15 protein-coding genes and 1 pseudogene are annotated in these 15,786 nt (G+C 58.8%); 12 read left to right on the top strand and 4 right to left on the bottom strand.

Annotated elements, in window-relative coordinates:
- Nucleotides 1-239: 239 nt before the first annotated feature.
- Complete coding sequence (locus CTP10_RS32235; protein ID WP_116323134.1) at nt 240-992, bottom strand: TetR/AcrR family transcriptional regulator; 753 nt, start codon at nt 990-992, stop codon at nt 240-242.
- A 426-nt stretch (nt 993-1,418) separates the two neighbouring features.
- Here CTP10_RS32235 and CTP10_RS32230 point away from each other — a divergent pair, with 426 nt between their 5' ends.
- The 7 genes from CTP10_RS32230 (at nt 1,419) to CTP10_RS32200 (ending at nt 8,730) form a co-directional block, all read left to right on the top strand.
- Nucleotides 1,419-2,819 (top strand): aminotransferase family protein, encoded by a 1,401-nt coding sequence (locus CTP10_RS32230; RefSeq protein WP_116323135.1) that lies wholly within the window; start codon nt 1,419-1,421, stop codon nt 2,817-2,819.
- Between the two features lie 160 nt (nt 2,820-2,979).
- Nucleotides 2,980-3,999 (top strand): ABC transporter ATP-binding protein, encoded by a 1,020-nt coding sequence (locus CTP10_RS32225; RefSeq protein WP_116323151.1) that lies wholly within the window; start codon nt 2,980-2,982, stop codon nt 3,997-3,999.
- Between the two features lie 87 nt (nt 4,000-4,086).
- Complete coding sequence (locus CTP10_RS32220; protein WP_116323136.1) at nt 4,087-5,109, top strand: extracellular solute-binding protein; 1,023 nt, start codon at nt 4,087-4,089, stop codon at nt 5,107-5,109.
- 54 nt (nt 5,110-5,163) lie between these two features.
- A complete protein-coding gene (locus CTP10_RS32215; RefSeq protein ID WP_158577745.1) occupies nt 5,164-5,985 on the top strand; it encodes an ABC transporter permease in 822 nt (273 codons plus the stop codon).
- Nucleotides 5,982-6,767 (top strand): ABC transporter permease, encoded by a 786-nt coding sequence (locus tag CTP10_RS32210; RefSeq protein WP_116323138.1) that lies wholly within the window; start codon nt 5,982-5,984, stop codon nt 6,765-6,767. The genes CTP10_RS32215 and CTP10_RS32210 overlap by 4 nt, the downstream gene beginning before the upstream one ends.
- A gap of 353 nt (nt 6,768-7,120) precedes the next feature.
- Nucleotides 7,121-8,260: a porin gene (locus CTP10_RS32205; protein ID WP_116323139.1), complete on the top strand. Its 1,140-nt coding sequence runs from the start codon at nt 7,121-7,123 to the stop codon at nt 8,258-8,260.
- A gap of 260 nt (nt 8,261-8,520) precedes the next feature.
- The gene (locus tag CTP10_RS32200) at nt 8,521-8,730 is read left to right on the top strand and encodes a hypothetical protein (protein WP_116323140.1); all 210 of its coding nucleotides are present in this window, start codon (nt 8,521-8,523) and stop codon (nt 8,728-8,730) included.
- 180 nt (nt 8,731-8,910) lie between these two features.
- Here CTP10_RS32200 and CTP10_RS32195 read toward each other — a convergent pair whose 3' ends face one another.
- A complete protein-coding gene (locus CTP10_RS32195; protein WP_147316309.1) occupies nt 8,911-9,594 on the bottom strand; it encodes a hypothetical protein in 684 nt (227 codons plus the stop codon).
- Between the two features lie 268 nt (nt 9,595-9,862).
- Between CTP10_RS32195 and CTP10_RS32190 the strand changes: the two are divergent.
- From CTP10_RS32190 to CTP10_RS32170, 5 genes and pseudogenes are all read left to right on the top strand, one after another.
- A pseudogene (locus tag CTP10_RS32190) lies at nt 9,863-10,070 on the top strand (IS110 family transposase); the annotation flags it as partial.
- A gap of 145 nt (nt 10,071-10,215) precedes the next feature.
- Nucleotides 10,216-12,039 carry an ATP-binding protein gene (locus tag CTP10_RS32185; RefSeq protein WP_116323141.1) on the top strand — a complete coding sequence of 608 codons (1,824 nt, stop codon included), beginning with the start codon at nt 10,216-10,218 and terminating at the stop codon, nt 12,037-12,039.
- Nucleotides 12,040-12,054: 15 nt separating this feature from the next.
- Nucleotides 12,055-12,765: a hypothetical protein gene (locus tag CTP10_RS32180; protein WP_147316310.1), complete on the top strand. Its 711-nt coding sequence runs from the start codon at nt 12,055-12,057 to the stop codon at nt 12,763-12,765.
- A 240-nt stretch (nt 12,766-13,005) separates the two neighbouring features.
- Nucleotides 13,006-13,740, top strand: coding sequence for an IS6 family transposase (locus CTP10_RS32175; protein ID WP_116323142.1), 735 nt, complete (start codon nt 13,006-13,008; stop codon nt 13,738-13,740).
- An 81-nt stretch (nt 13,741-13,821) separates the two neighbouring features.
- On the top strand, nt 13,822-14,343 hold the full coding sequence (locus tag CTP10_RS32170) for a metallophosphoesterase family protein (RefSeq protein ID WP_233528403.1): 522 nt from the start codon (nt 13,822-13,824) through the stop codon (nt 14,341-14,343).
- 654 nt (nt 14,344-14,997) lie between these two features.
- Here the strand turns inward: CTP10_RS32170 and CTP10_RS32165 are convergent.
- Nucleotides 14,998-15,378, bottom strand: a complete 381-nt coding sequence (locus CTP10_RS32165) for a type II toxin-antitoxin system VapC family toxin (RefSeq protein WP_271816161.1) — start codon at nt 15,376-15,378, stop codon at nt 14,998-15,000.
- Between the two features lie 2 nt (nt 15,379-15,380).
- The gene (locus CTP10_RS32160; protein WP_116323145.1) at nt 15,381-15,638 is read right to left on the bottom strand and encodes a type II toxin-antitoxin system Phd/YefM family antitoxin; all 258 of its coding nucleotides are present in this window, start codon (nt 15,636-15,638) and stop codon (nt 15,381-15,383) included.
- Nucleotides 15,639-15,786: the final 148 nt, after the last annotated feature.

Below are 15,786 nucleotides of genomic sequence, written 5' to 3'. Positions count from 1 at the left end.
GTCGCGACTTCAGTCAGAACAGTTGGACCGGCCGACCGGCGGAGAAGGGTCGCAAAGCGCCCTTGATTCTCTCCACAACTTGGCGCTGCCCGCCGTGTCCCCAACTCGGAACGGTTGAAGTAGACGTTAAGGCCGCGCCCCGTTCCTTCGCCTCTACTCGGCCCGCTGCGCGCTCTTGGGCATCTCCAGCCCAAGTCAGTCGACGTTTGGTCTTCGCGGCAATCGCTGAGACCAACATTTCAATCGGCTAGGTGACTCTTATTTGGGCGGCGCCTGCGGACTGCCGGCTTCACAGGATCTGTTTTCGCAGGTGGCGGTCCGGGTGGGCTTATCACTGTGATGACGGCGTCCAGAAGAGCATCGATACGGTTCGGCGTGAATCGCTCCGGCTCGATGGGGAGCATCATCATCCAGCCGTCGCCCATCGCGCTAAGTTGGTCGGCGAGCAGGTCTGCAGAGACATCGCTGCGGACTAGACCTTCTTCCTGGCCCCTCTCCAGTAGCGCCACACGCTTACTCCGATACTGGGCGTTGCGCCGCTGGAAGACGGCAGCGAGGGCCGGATCGCATTTCGCCTGGGCTAGCAATTGAAATTGCACGATCCACCACTGTCCCGGATCCTCGGCGTTGGTCCAGGTCACGAAGCGCTTGAAAGTCGCCTTGATATCGCTCGGGTCATGGACAGGCGCCATGAAGGATTCGAACTTGTCAAAGTGGCTTTCAACAAGAGCTTTGATCATCGCTTCCTTGTTCTCGAAATAGTGGAGCAAGGAACCTGTGGTGCAGCCCGCCTCCTCCGCCACCTTTCGCAAGGAAGCTCCGGCATAGCCCTCCCGCGCAACCACGGCGGTTGCGGCCGCAAGAAAGCTCGCGCGCCTGGCTTCGTGATCCCCGACCTTTGGCCCGGGTCGCCGCCTCCGCGCATTGGTCTCGGCTTTGGTGGTCGCGGAATCACGACCATCTGGCGTCTCCAAGTTCTTGGCTTGTGTCATGGAAGAGAGCTAGCAATTTAAGAGAAATACCGATGTCCGCGGACGATGCGATCGCTCGGGAATATGGCGCAAAAAATGAAGACGTCATCTTGCGGAACGGCCAGGAGTCGAGCATTGGCCGAGCTTGCCCCTAGCAATCCCACCCTGCGGTTCCAGGTGATGAATTGCACACTTCCCACCTGAAGACGCCGCGCAGCAACGATTAATGTAACCGGTCATGCACCTAACGGGGAAGGCTTTACCGCGCCCCCCAGCGACACCCGTTTCATACGCGTAATCCCTGACGTCCCAACAATTGTAATTGTATAACACACGTTATAGCATTCGTCCGTCAGCAGACAACAACAGCAACGTCGTGCGTGCCGCCCCAATGAGGGTGCATGACTTCACGCCTGCGACCGCGCCCTAATCCCAGAAGGAGACCGCATGCTTTTCCATTCACCTGTTAGCCCTCTTGACCATGGCCTGCCCGGCATGCTGGCCCCCGAGGGGGCGTGGCGTCATTGCTTTTCGCACCACCCGTTCGATGTGGAACTCGCCTACGCGGAACGCGTGTATTTGTACGACACCGAGGGAAAGCGATACATCGATGCGTCTGGCGGCCCGATGTCCGTCAACATTGGCCACGGCGACCCGCGGATGAAGGCGGCGCTGAGTGAACAGTTCGATCGTTATGCGTACGTCCACCCCACGTTTGCCAACCGCAGACGCGCAGAGCTCTGCGAGGCTCTGGTGGCCATCGCCTCGCCATCACTGAACGCCGTTTATCTCTGCAGTGGCGGCAGCGAAGCGGTCGATTCCGCGCTCAAGCTTGCCAGGCAGTATCACGTACTGACCGGGTCGACCGGCAAATTCAAGGTGGTCAGCTACTTTGAGTCCTATCACGGCATGACGCTGGCAACCATGTCGCTGGCAGGCAATCCCGGCTACAGAAAGACCTTCGATCCAATCATGTCCCCCTGGCTTCACATGGGCCAATACAGCGAAGTTCACATGCCACCGGGCATCGGTCGCGATGCCTGGGGCGTGCAGTGTGCGCAAGAGCTCGAGCGAGTGTTGTACTTCAATAACCCGGATACCGTGGCCGCCTTCATTGCCACGCCGCATGGCGTCGGCGCGGACTACGGCCTTGTTCCTCCCGCAAGCTATTGGCGAGAAATCCGCCGCATCTGCGACGAGCACAACGTACTCCTCATCGCGGATGAAGTGGTAACAGGGTTCGGCCGGACGGGCCGGTGGTTCGCAATGGAACACTTCGATGTCGAGCCGGATCTGATGACATTGGCCAAAGGCATCTCGGGTTCAAATCTGCCGCTCGCCGCTGTGCTGGTGAGCGATAAGGTGAACGAGCCCTTCCGCCGGGATGGCGCATATTTCCTGCACGGCTTCACGTACCAAGGCCATCCCATGGCCTGTGCGGCAGGACTGGCAACACTGCAGATCCTGAAGGAAGACAAGCTGGTCGAGCAAACCGCCGCAATGAGCCCGCACTTGTTCGAGCACGCCAAGAGGCTGAAGGAACATCCCACGGTGGTTGACGTTCGCGGCTGGGGGCTGTTCATGGCGATCGAACTGGTTGAGTCGAAGGAGCGACGGGAATACTTCGACGTCGAAAAGGGAGCAGAACGACTCTTCCAGGCCTATGCCCTCAAAAACGGCCTGGCGATCTATGGGACCTTGTACGGCCCCCGTCGCAGCGCGGCGCTACGCCGCGGCTTGCCAATCATGATCGCTCCCCCCTTGTGCATTCAGCCCGACGAGATCGACGACATGATGGATCGGCTGGACACCGCTCTCAGCGAGTGGGAACAACGCCTGCTTGGCTGATTCAGACCGCGCACTCCCAGCAGTTGAACAATCCTGGCGGACTTTGCCGCCCGGGTCTCGGCCCGGGCGCGGCCCGCCTATGCAGACTCATTGTCGCGAAAGGTTGAACTCGATGGAAACCACGAGGGACCGAATCATCCGTGCAAACTCAAAGCCGAACATGCTCCCCTTGAAGGGAGATTCCAGTGGCGCGGCATCACCGCGCTCCAACTCGATCACGCTGGAAGGGCTGGGCAAATCCTATGGCAGCACGACGGTGCTGCATGAGATCGACCTGCACGTTAAGCCGGGTGAGCTCTTCACCATCCTGGGTCCCAGCGGATCTGGAAAAACAACGTTGTTGTCCCTGATCGCGGGGATGGCGGTACCCAGTCGCGGCCGGCTGTTGATTGGCGACCGTGACGTCACCGCGCTTGAGCCGGCTCAGCGAGGCGTTGGCGTGGTGTTTCAGAACTACGCGCTCTTTCCCAATCTCTCGGTTTTCGACAACGTGGCCTTTCCGCTCTCGATCAGACGCCGCCCAAGACACGAGATCGCCGAGAAGGTCAACGAGATGCTGGAAAGAGTTCAACTCACGGGAGTCAGGGACCGGCGGCCTTCGCAACTTTCAGGCGGTCAGCAGCAGCGGGTCGCGCTTGCGCGTGCACTGGTATTTCGGCCATCGATCGTGCTGCTGGACGAGCCCCTGGGCGCACTGGACCGGCAATTGCGCGAACGCCTGCAAGTTGAATTGAAGGAGCTGCAGCGTTCTCTTGGCGTAACCATGATTCTGGTCACACACGACCAGGAGGAAGCGCTGTCTCTTTCCGACCGCCTGGCGATCATCGATAAAGGGCGACTACAACAAGTAGCGCCTCCGAACGAAGCCTATCTGAGGCCTAGCAATCCATTCGTCGCGACCTTTCTCGGCATGGCGAATTTCGTCGAAACACCCGATGGCGGGCAAGCCGTCGTGCGCCCTGAGCGGCTCAGGATCAACCGGGAACAAGACGGCTTCGGTGTGTCGGGCCATGTTCGTCACACCGTCTATCTGGGGCCATCCATACGCCAGCACATCGCCTTAGACGGCGGTGGCGAGATGGTGGCCAATATCCCGGCCACCGCCCCTGCCGCAAGCATTTCCCCCGGGGAGCGCGTCCACGCTTCCTGGCGTGCCGAAGACGCCTGGCCTTGCACCTGAATCGGCGATATCACGCAGCGTCCGTAACATCCGCCTCCTCCCGCTTCCAACGGTCTAGACACACATCCCAATCCTGGAGAACTTTCCATGAACCGTCGCGACTTCTTGCTGTCCGCCCCCGCAGCCTCCCTGGTCGTAGCCTGTCCCAAGGTATTTGCGGCAGCACCCACGAGCATTCGACTGATTGACTCGGGAGGGACCACTGGTGAATCCATTGCCGCCGCCTACATTCCACCCTTTACCAAGAAGTACGGTGTGCGGGTGGTTCGCGAGGCCCCCTCGTCGCTGGGCAAGCTGCGTGCAATGGTGGAAAGCGGCCGTATCAATGCGGCGCTGTTCGAGCTTGGCTCGTCAACCCTGGCGCAAGCACGCGAACTCAACTTGCTGGAGAAGCTGGACTGGACGGCAATTCATCCCGACCCGATGTTCCCTGAGGCCCGCGATGACTACGGCATGGGCTATCAGTATTTCTCCACAGTCATGGCGTGGCGCGATGGCAACCCGGCGCCAAAGACATGGGCGGACTTCTTCGATGTCCAACACTTTCCTGGCAAGCGATGTATGTCTGCTTATCCGCATTACACGCTGCCATTCGCCTTGCTGGCAGACGGCGTGGACCCGGCGAGCCTGTTCCCTCTTGATGTCGATCGTGCCATGCGAAAGCTCGAAAGCATCAAGAGCCATGTCTCTGTCTGGTGGAAAACAGGAACACAACCTCTGCAACTGCTCAAGGACAACGAAGTCCAGTATGCAGTGACCTGGTCGGCCGGTATCGAAAGGGAGCCGGGAATTCGCTCAACCTTCAATCAAGGCATGTACGACATTGCCTGGCTTGTCGTACCGCGCGGACAGCCCCCCGCCACCAAAGACCTGGCCATGAAGTTTCTGCATGAGGTGACCGTCGCGAAGAATCAGATGGTCGCGGCAAAAGTGTTGCCTCTGAGTGGCAACAGCCCGCAACTGGAAGGCCTCCTGGGCGCCAAGGCGTTCCAGTCCTTTCCCACCGCAAAGGCCAACCTGCAGGCCCAGTTCAGACAGAACGCCCAATGGTGGCAGAAGAACGGACCGGAAGTGAACAAGGTCTGGTCGAACTTCCTCCTGAACGCTTGAACGCCCCAAGGTCGCACCATGACTACTCTGTCCTCCTCGCGTTGGCATCGAATCATGCCCGACGCAAACGGCTGGCGCGCTCTGCCGCTGCTTGCCCTCTTCCTGATCGTCTTTGATTACTCATTGGGCGGTCTGCTGGCGAAGTCGGTGCACGGTGGTACTGGTCTCACCCTCCATTACTTCAAAGAAGCGTGGACGACGAAGGCGTATTTTCGTGTTTTCGTGGACACCTTGCAGGTGAGCCTGATCGCGACGAGTGTTTGCGTTCTTCTTGGATATCCATTGGCGTACTGGATGCGCGGGCTCGACGAGCGCCGCCGCGCTGTGGTCATGACTCTGGTGTTGATGACATTCTGGGTGAGCATCCTGGTGCGCACCTATGCGTGGATTGTTGTCCTGGGAAACGCGGGCCTGGTGAATCGGGCGCTATTGGCCACGGGCTTGATCCGTGAGCCATTGACGCTTTTGTACTCAGAAGTCGGCGTCACGATTGGCATGGCCAATGTACTGCTGCCTTTTCTGCTGTTACCTCTCCTCACTGCCATGTTGCGGATCGATGATCGACTGCTGCAGGCGGCGGCGTCACTAGGCGCATCCAGGCGGCAGATCTTCTGGCGCGTCTTCTTCCCGTTGTCATTGCCCGCGCTGGGTGTGTGCGTCTTGCTGTTGTTCATGTTGAGCCTTGGCTTCTACATCACCCCGGCCATTCTCGGCGGGGGCAAGGTGCCACTTCTGGGCAACCTTCTTGACACGTTGATCAATGAGACGTCCGAGTGGGCGCTCGCGGCCGCAATATCAACGGCGTTGCTCGCTTTTGCACTCGGCGTCTTTGCGGTCTTCCTTCGCCTGAACCGAATGACGGAGACAAAATCATGAATGCGCCACATACAATGTCTGCGCTTTGGCTCCGCGCCTGGGCCTTGTTGACCCTCGCCTTCCTGCTGATTCCGGTGGCCATCGTGCTACCCATGTCATTTTCTTCTGCAAACGCCCTCACCTTTCCCCCACCGGGATGGTCCCTTCGATGGTTTCAGGTTCTATTGTCAGATGCTGACTGGATTGATGCTTTTTCCAACAGCGCACTGATCGCGACGCTGACCGCCAGCGCGGCGGTCGTGCTCGGTAGCCTGGCGAGCTATGGCCTGGGTCGCGGGCAACCAAGATGGCGCGCGATGGCCGAAGCCAATCTGATGCTGCCACTGATCGTGCCGGGCGTCATTATCGCGATCGCGCTGTATTTCTTCTACGCGCGCTGGAATCTGCTCGGCACGATCGCCGGTCTGGTTCTCGCGCACACCTTGCTCGCTATTCCGTTCGTGGTCATGGTTCTCAATACGGCGATCCGAGGCTTCGATATCCGCATGGAACAGGTGGCATGGAGCCTGGGGGCGAACTGGTCGCAGACCATGCGACGGGTGGTGTTGCCGACGCTGGCGCCCAATCTGGCAGCGGCCTGGATCTTTGCCTTCGTAATCAGCTTTGACGAGGTCATCGTGAGCGTTTTTCTCGCGGGCACGATTAACACCGTACCGAAGAAGATGTACAACGACCTGATGCTGGAGATCACACCGACCATCACCGCAGTGGCGACCGTTCTGATTACCACGACGGCGCTAGTCCTGCTTCTTGTACGTTGGCTGACGCAACGGAAGCCATGACAACGCAACGGGCATCGACAGGCCTCGGCTAACTCCAGCCATTCGCCGCGGAAGCATCGCCCGGTCAGCCATGGCCGGCTGGGTCTGCTCGCCCTCGTAGCGCGTGAGATCACTCAGGCTGACCGCTGACAGCACGCTGTTGTGGTGCGTCGGCAGGCATTCACCGCCGCGGTGATACCGCTTGCACGGACCTTCCGGCGTAGTACATCGACCGCGGGCCCGTGCGGCTCTTGCCCTCTTAGTAGTAGTTCCGTCCAGGCCGCCCCTTTTTGACACGAAAAGGGACGAATGGATCAACGCGTCCATAGGGGCGCCCTCATGCCAGAAGGTTTGACCACGAAAGGGAGACAAAAATGAAATCGACGTATGGGATCAAATGCCGCAGTGCCGCGCTGACGCTGGGTGCGTGGCTTGCCTGTGGCGCTGCGCAGGCTCAATCCGGTGTGTTGCTGTATGGAGGGGTCGACGCAAACCTCGAGTATGTCAATCACTTCTCGACCGTGACGCCGTCCGCTGAAAACGGATTCAGCACGGGTCCTGGTACGAGCGTCTACCGCCTGAACTCGGGTGGCTTGTCGGGCTCGCGCTTTGGCATGCGGGGAACCGAAGAGCTTGGTGGCGGCCTGAACGCAATCTTCGTGCTGGAAGGCGGCTTCGCCCTGGATAATGGCATGATGCAGCAAGGGGGGCGCCTGTTTGGTCGCCAGGCCTTTGTCGGCTTCGATGACAAAGGAATTGGTACCTTCACCTTTGGTCGCCAGTACATAAGCTGGTTCGACGCGTTGGCGAACTTTTCGCCGACAGCCTTCTCAACGCAGTATGAACCGATCGTGGCACAGATCGGCATGGACTTCCGCTCTGACAACACATTGAAGTACACGGGGGTATTCGGCCCCCTGACTGCAAGCGCCAACTGGTCGTTTGGCAACGGGTTCCTCGGCAATGGCGAAGTCCCAGGACAGTTTCGTCGCGACACAGGCTATGGCGCTGCATTGACGTACGATTCTGGCCCCTTTTCCGCAACCGTCGGGTACAACCAGTACAACCCTACGCTGACCACGGCGGGCGACACTGGTAGATTTAAGAAAGCCGCCATCGCCGCAAGCTACAGCTTCGACGGGCGCGCCAAGCTGATGGCTGGCTACCGCTGGGGTCAGAGCAGGGGTGCCGATGGCTCAACGGTTTTGCGTGATGACTTCTACTGGGCGGGCGCCAACTATAACCTCACTCAGGGAATTGAGTTGACCCTGGGCTACTACTACGACGACATCAAGAAGTTTGGCGATAGGAGTATGAAGAACCCTTGGCAGATCTCGTTCATCGCCGACTACCGTCTTTCCAAGCGGACTGACGTCTATCTGACGACCGCATATGCAAAGAATGCAGGCCTGAACTTCGACACGTCAGCAGTCAGCTTTATCAACGGTTACTTCCTCGGTACCGGTCAGAGTTCGATGTTCGGCGCCGCTGTCGGCATCCGCCATAATTTCTGATAGTGATGCTCTTTTGTCCCCGCTATGTCCGAGCGGCGGGGACGCTTCTTGTCATTGGTAGGATGACGCAGTTCTGCGTGACTATATGATCATCGCGGAAAACGTCGGCGTGCTGTTAGTCCGTGAAATCAGCGTCAGTTTTTGGCATTGATTACCGGGCCTGACGCGCCTGAGCAAGCGCGCGCCCTTGGTTCCCCTTGACGATCGAGTTCGTGAAATGTCCGGCTCGGCGCAAGGCAAAGAGGGAGGTCGGCGAACAAATGGCCGCCGACATGAGGATTGCCGACGCCAACGCGGCCCCGGCCACCGAACCGGTGCGCGGGCAGGAACCCTCTTGGCCTGCCCCGATGTTCGCCCATCCGGTCCGCCGAACCGGCGCGCCATTCTCCGCAGATAACTGCGCGTTATCGTGCCTTATCGCCGCGTCTCAGTACGCCGATCTCGCGATTGCCCTGCTCTGCTCGCAGTGACGGACCGCTACTGCCTCAAGTTGACGGATGCCCAATGGTGTTAGCCGGCCAATAACGGTCGAGTGGCGCGTGCTTTCCAATGACCGATTTCTGGATCACTTGAGACGCTGAATTCGTATATGGAGCCGAAAGGCCGAGCGCAGTAGTGCTCGGCTCAGAACCATATTGACCGAGGCTTCGCTATTTGCTTCCTTCGGGTCGCAGTTCCAGCGACTCAAGTTTGTCTTCGTTGACCACGATTACACGACCCGTGGATCGGGAAAGGAAAAAGTAGGTCGATCCCAGCTTACCTACGAGGGCGCGCGTCTCCGGCGGCAAGGCACTAGTGCCGTCACCCGGCAAAATTTGGCGGACCAGTGTCGACTTCTTCCCTTCCCGCACTGCTTTTACGTCAGACATCGCGTTGAGAATGGCATATAGCGGAAAAGAGAACACTAGGGAGATCAGCGCAATTCGCAGATTGCGGCTCGGAATACGTTCCATTAAAGGCCCCCAATAAGAGGCAGATAAGACGGATGGAACGATAGCAACGAATAGCAGGTCGTGCTTCTGGCTTAGAAGCGGAAATTCGCCGGCACTAGCAAGAATCGCACAAAAAAACACAACGACGGGTAGCACCAAGGCACCATAGCCGAGCGGAGTGTTCGTCTGCTTGACTGCTCCCAAAAAGGAAGCAACCAAACCGAGTGCCACCACCGTTGCCGACATGACAAGCACTCGCAGAGCGTGGCCGACGGCATCCGCCGGAGAGATGAAGGAAAAAGGATTGATTCCAAACGGTCTGTAGTAGACGTCTAGATATAGAGCGGCGGTCGCAATGAGTGCGACGGATAGTACCCAACCCCAATTCTTGATAGAGTCCAATTTCTTAACGGCCTTGTGTTTTGTCTTGCAATCGACTTATGAGTGGGTAAGAGTGTCGGTAGTAATGCAATGTGTGTCCGACAGGAAAATTCTCGCGCGCCTGATTGGAAAAGCACTCCACACCCGCGTTTGTACATAGCACGTCGATAATCTCCCACGCATTTGCGGCATCGATCTTTGTTACGCGCGTCGAACGGGACGGCGTAGGTAGGAACAGTATTTATACCACGGCGGAAGGCGCCACCTCCTCGCACAATCGCGCCAGCAGATAGGCTCCCTCCGGGTTGAGTCCGAGACCGGTGAGATCGGAAGCCGGCGCTTTGGGAAGCAGGCACTCATCGAGTTCCTCAGCCAGCGGAAGCCAGGTCAGGTGGCACTGGAGGCCTGCGGCAGCGCTCACTGGTGGGCTCGCCGAATCGCGTCGCTTGGTCACGAGGTTACTGCATGCCAAATTCGCTCGCCCGTTCGTCCAGTCTGCGCCGGCGCAGGGTCAACGCGGGAATCTATCACCGTCGACACCGCACTAAGAGATCCAATACCCCCCTCTAGGGCCGGGTTGACTGTCCTGACATCTCGTTCCAGAGTCTTGGATGCTCCAAACCTAGCCTCGAGAGAAAGCGAATGCGGCTGCAATCTGTGTCGATCCGAAATTTCCGCTGTTATCGTGATGAAATCACGGTAGCCATGTCAGATCTGACGACGTTTGTTGGCAAGAACGACATCGGGAAGTCGACTGTCCTCGAGGCGCTCGAGATCTTTTTCAACAACGAGACAGTCAAGATCGACGCCAGCGACGCTAACGTCCACAACGAAGACAAGACCGTCGCCATCACGTGTGAGTTTTCCGATCTGCCCACAACATTGACTCTCGATGCCGGCGCAGAGACGACTCTGGAAGCAGAGTTTCTGCTCGCTGCCAACGGTTCGTTGAAGATTCGCAAGAGCTTTGATTGCAGCAAGAAGACGGTGTCGGCAGAGGTCTCGATCCTGGCACACCATCCCACAACTTCTGGTGTCGCGGACCTGCTTGAACTGAAAGAGCGAGACCTGCAACGTCGGGTGGATGATCAGAAACTACCTGTCGCCCGCAAGGGAAATCCAGGCATGCGGCAGGCCCTTTGGGCGGCGGCAGGCGACCTCCATCTGAAGGAAGTCGAGATACATGTCACGAAGCCGAAGGAAGACAGCAAGCGCATTTGGGACCAGCTCGAGCCACATCTACCACTATTCGCCCTGTTCCAAAGCGATCGGAGCAGTCGGGATTCGGATGGGGAAGTACAAAATCCGATGAAGGCCGCGGTCGCCGCAGCGATTGCGGAGGTGCAGGACGACATTGAGCGCATCCAGTTGAAAGTACGTGAGAAGGCCGAGCAAATCGCTCGGACAACACACGAGGCACTGAAGACGATCGATCCGGGTCTTGCTAGGGAACTGACTCCGCAGTTTGCGCCGCCCACTGCAGCGAAATGGACCGGACTCTTCTCTGTGAGTCTGGATACTGACGACGGAATCGCTCTGAATAAGCGGGGAAGCGGGGTCAGGCGACTTATCCTGGTCAGCTTCTTCAAGGCGGAGGCGGAACGCAGGCTGCGCAATGGTACCACTCGGAACATCATCTATGCGATCGAAGAACCGGAAACCGCTCAGCACCCGAACAACCAGCGCATCCTGATCGAATCGTTCAAGACGCTGGCGGCCGAGCGGGGCTGCCAAGTCATCCTGACCACCCATAGCCCCGGTTTCGCTTCCGAACTGCCAACGGAAAGCATTCGATTTGTGACGCGCGGCAACGACTTGAAGCCAGAGATTCAGACGGGCGCTGACGTCTTTGGCAACGTCGCGGAAACCCTTGGCGTCGTACCGGACAGCCGCGTCAAGGTCCTTCTCTGCGTCGAGGGTCCAACCGATATCATCGCGCTGAAATGCCTTAGCCGTGCGCTGCATGCAGCAGATCAGACCGTGTTGAATCTTGAGAGCGATCCGCGGGTGGCCTTTGTATTGCTAGGTGGGTCCACCCTCAAGCACTGGGTTGCCGCACACTACCTGCGCCAGCTCAACCGTCCCGAGGTCCATATTTATGACAGCGACGTTGCCACGTATGGCGCGGCGATCGATGCCGTCAACAAGCGCACCGATGGCTCGTGGGGTGTATTGACCGCGAAGCATGAGATCGAATGTTATCTCCATGCCGACGCCATCAAAGAGGCGTTTGGTGTCGACGTAGTGGTGGCCGATCAACCCGGCGCCGACGGCAAGGCAGTGCCCAAGTTGTTTGCAGAAGTTTACTCCGCGCAACAGAGGTTCGATGGGGTGATGAAGGACACGCAGGCAAAGATCCGCTTGGCCGACAAGGCTTTCCCGTTGATGACAGCGGAACGGGTGGCAGCCCGGGATTCGGCTGGCGAAGTACTCGGCTGGCTTCGCAGACTTCGCGCAATGCTCTGAAGTCCCAGCGTCAAGATGGCCGTATATCAAGCAGGCGTCTCGGAGCGAGTATTCGAGTTCGCGTTCAATTCGGAGTTCTGCGCCTTGCGCAGCGCTGTGATTGCCGGGTGCCCCTACATTCCCACGCAAAATCAGGAAAAGCGACTCGGTTTTGACGTCGCATTCGCGCTAAAAAATTCTGGGGCCGTGCGCTTTCTCTACCTCCAGCACAAAATCTCCAGAAAGGTAGACGGTGCTAGTCGCTCCAACAAGCACTTCCGTTCGGCAGCGGGTATGCCGTACTACGCCTTTCCGATCGACGTGGACCAGTACAACCTCATTCATAAGTTCTCGCAGAAGAAATCTCGAGAATTCTATTTCTGCGCGCCACTCTTCACGAGCAGAAGGGAACTGAATGATCATTTCAAGAATGGCGGTGTAGCGCTGAACTCAATCTGGATCGATATATCCGCTTGCGGGACGCTGACTAACACGGAATCCCACTGCATTGTGTATCCAGCGAACGGTTCCCACGCCTTTGTGTTCTCGGAGCATCCCGATGAAAGGCCATTAGTCGTCCAACCAGCAGGAATAGAAACATTTCCGTCCGACCGCACTATATCAACCTTACCACGGCGTCACTACGGGACGAATACGAAGAGATTTTCGAGACGGTGTCTCAGTGGTGGCGGGAGGATCGCATCGCGCAAAGGCGGACGGGAGGCATCGATAGCGATTTCAGAATGAGGCAGGAACCGCCGCGGCACAGGGACGGGTTCAGGAACCCGATGGACATGATCGCCGCCATTCGAGAACTCACCAATGAGTATCTTGGCGTCACATGGCTGATTCAAGAAAAATAGGGCGACAGTCTGCGTTGCTGCGCCGGTGGGTGGAACGATCCGATTCGGCGCCGGGTCGCCCTAGGCCGTGCTGTGAGGCAGTGGGCACTGTCACGTTGGTGGGGCGGTCGCGTAGGATGGCGCGATGACGAAGACGAAATCGCTCTACCACGGCCACCGCTTCCCGGCGGTGGTCATCAGCCAGGCGGTGCGCTGGTACTTCCGGTTCAACCTGAGCCTGCGCGACATCGAGGAATTGCTGTTCGAGCGCGGCGTGACGGTGACCTACGAGACGATCCGTCGCTGGTGCGACAAATTCGGCGCCCGCTTTGCCCATCGCGCCAAGGCCGCGCGTCGCAAACCGGGCGGCACATGGCACCTGGACGAGATGTTCGTGACACTCCGCGGCGAGCCGTACCTGCTGTGGCGGGCGGTCGACGAGCACGGTGCCGAACTCGATATCCTGCTGCAGAAGCGACGCGACAAGGCTGCCGCCAAACGTTTCTTCAAGCGCGTGCTGCGTTCCTGCCCAGTGCCGCGCAAGATCGTCACCGATCAGTTGCGCAGCTATCCTGCGGCGAAAGCCGAGATCCCGGAGCTGGCGAACGTCAAACACATGTTCGTCAAAGCCGCCGCCCGGGTGAACAATCGGGCAGAGAACAGTCACCAGCCGACCCGCGAACGGGAGCGGCGCATGCGCGGCTTTCGCGCCCCGAAGCGCGCGCAGGCGTTCCTATCGAGCTTCGGCCCCATCCGGCAGCACTTCGCGCTCAAGCGACATCTGCTGCGCGCCTCGCTTTATCGCAAACAGCTTGCCGCACGCTTCGTTGCCTGGCGCGAATTGACCGAACACGCCCAAAATCCGCTGGCCCCTATCTGAACGATGCTCACACCTGCCGCCGGCACGTCTCACTCTCGGTAAGTTGACAATGCCCTCGCCAGCATCCTTCCCCTGACGCAGGTGTGGTGGATTCCAGGCAATCACGACACCGACAGCGATGCCGACTACGACAACCTGTTCGGCTCGGGCCTGGCCGACCGGAACCTGGATGGGAGGGTGGTCACGATCTCAGGCCTTCGGCTTGCCGGGCTCGGGGGGATTTTTCGGGGCCAGGTCTGGATGCCGCCCGAAGCCTCGCGCGTAGAGAGCGCCACTGACTATCTCGCCAAATGTGGGAAGGGGAATTACTGGCGGGGTGGTCTGCCGCGGCGCCATCGCAGCACGATCTTCCCGCAGACCTACAACGCGCTGCTGAGTCAGCATGCGGATGTCCTGGTCAGCCAAGAGGCTCCGGCTTGTCACCCACACGGGTTCGAGGCGATTGACACGCTCATCGAAGCGATGGGCGTGCAACGTGCTTTCCACGGTCATCACCACGAATCCACGACTTATCCGACCACAGGACCGTGCCGCATCTTCGGTCTCGGTGCGTGCGCGTTGGCCACGATTGAGGGCGAGTTCTTGCCCAGCGTCCTGACTTGACCAAATCAAGACGAAGCAGGTTCGGCCGGCGGTTGAGGTTCGCTGGCAGCGCTATTGGACGGCAGGGCAGACGACCGGCGCGCTTTCGGATTGTGCACGCAGGCCAGGCCGCCCGCAGGTCGACATGACACCGGCAGATCCGGTGCTCGACCGCGCAGCGGCGGCTGCCGTCGGCAAGTTGGACGCGCCGGTTGCCAGATAGTGGGCGCGACCAAAAAAACAGCCCTCGCTCCGATGGAGGAGAGCCGCAGAACGTCCAAGAAGAAATCGGGTAACACCTTGCGGCGCCGCCCGCAGTCAGTATCCGCCAGGTTGCCGTTGACGGCAATCCAGACTGCGCCGCGCAGTTCATACTGTTCGCGAAAAAAACCCGCGCTCACCAGGGAAGGGGCGCGGGTGGTAGCAGGACCTACCGGAGCAGGATACGGCGAAATAAACATCGCGCAACACAGGATTAGGTGCCATTTTTCCCGGCAGTTCTTTTGCCAGCGAGAAAATTGTCACGCAGCTAACAGAACGCTGAACGAGGGGCGTAGCACGAGCGAACGACAGCAAGCGCTGCTCGAATGCCTGGAGCGATTCCTGCCGTCAGGCATCAAGTTTGGGGTTCTCGGATTTAGCGCTCGCCTTCTGGCTCATGGCATTCGGTAGCACTCATACGACCTTAGTCGTCGGGGAGTAGCGGGTCATCTTCGTGTCGGCGGTCAGCAGCGTCATTCCCTCATGGAGGGCCTGCGCTACTAGCATGCGGTCGAACGGGTCTTTGTGGTCATCGTGAAGCGCCAGCGCATCGAGGGTGCTCGTATGGTACTTGTTTATCACCAGGCTTTGATATCCGCACAGATCGAAAGCAGCGTTGGCCTGCGTGGCTGTGAACCCCAGCTTGCCGATGGCCGATTTGATACCGATTTCCCAGAGGCTGACCACGGAGACGAAAATATCGTTGGTCGGCTCGGCAATGACCGCCGCGGCCGCGGCCGGCAGATCAGTGCTGCCGGTCACTGCCCACAGCGCGATGTGTGTATCCAGGAGCACCCTCACTCATCGCCCTCCAGAAACATCGCCGCGACTTCGTCGTCGCTGGCGTTGAATTTATGCAGAGTCAGTCCCTCTAGCGACGGAAGCATGCCCTTGGCCCCGCCGATGCGTTGTGGTGCGAAAGTGGGTACGGGGACGAGCTGGGCAGCCGGCTTACCATTGCGAGCGATGATGACTACTGCCTCGGTGCCGGACTCGACAGCGTCCACCAGCTTCGAAAGCTGGCTTTTCGCATCGTGCATGTTGATCGTCAGCATCTTTCTCTCCTTAGCTAGAAGTCTTAGCTAAGTATAACTGCCAAGGCGCTGACTTGCACGTTGGCAGCGATGCCTCAACGCGCCGCCCCCAACCGTTGAGGTAAAAAGCAAATAATACGTTCTGTTTTTAGTGATTTGAGCTATTATT

It is taken from the genome of Cupriavidus sp. P-10, assembly GCF_003402535.2.
Taxonomy (GTDB): Bacteria; Pseudomonadota; Gammaproteobacteria; order Burkholderiales; family Burkholderiaceae; genus Cupriavidus.
Note: the sequence above shows the minus strand (reverse complement) of the source record. Positions and strands in the feature narration are given on the sequence as shown.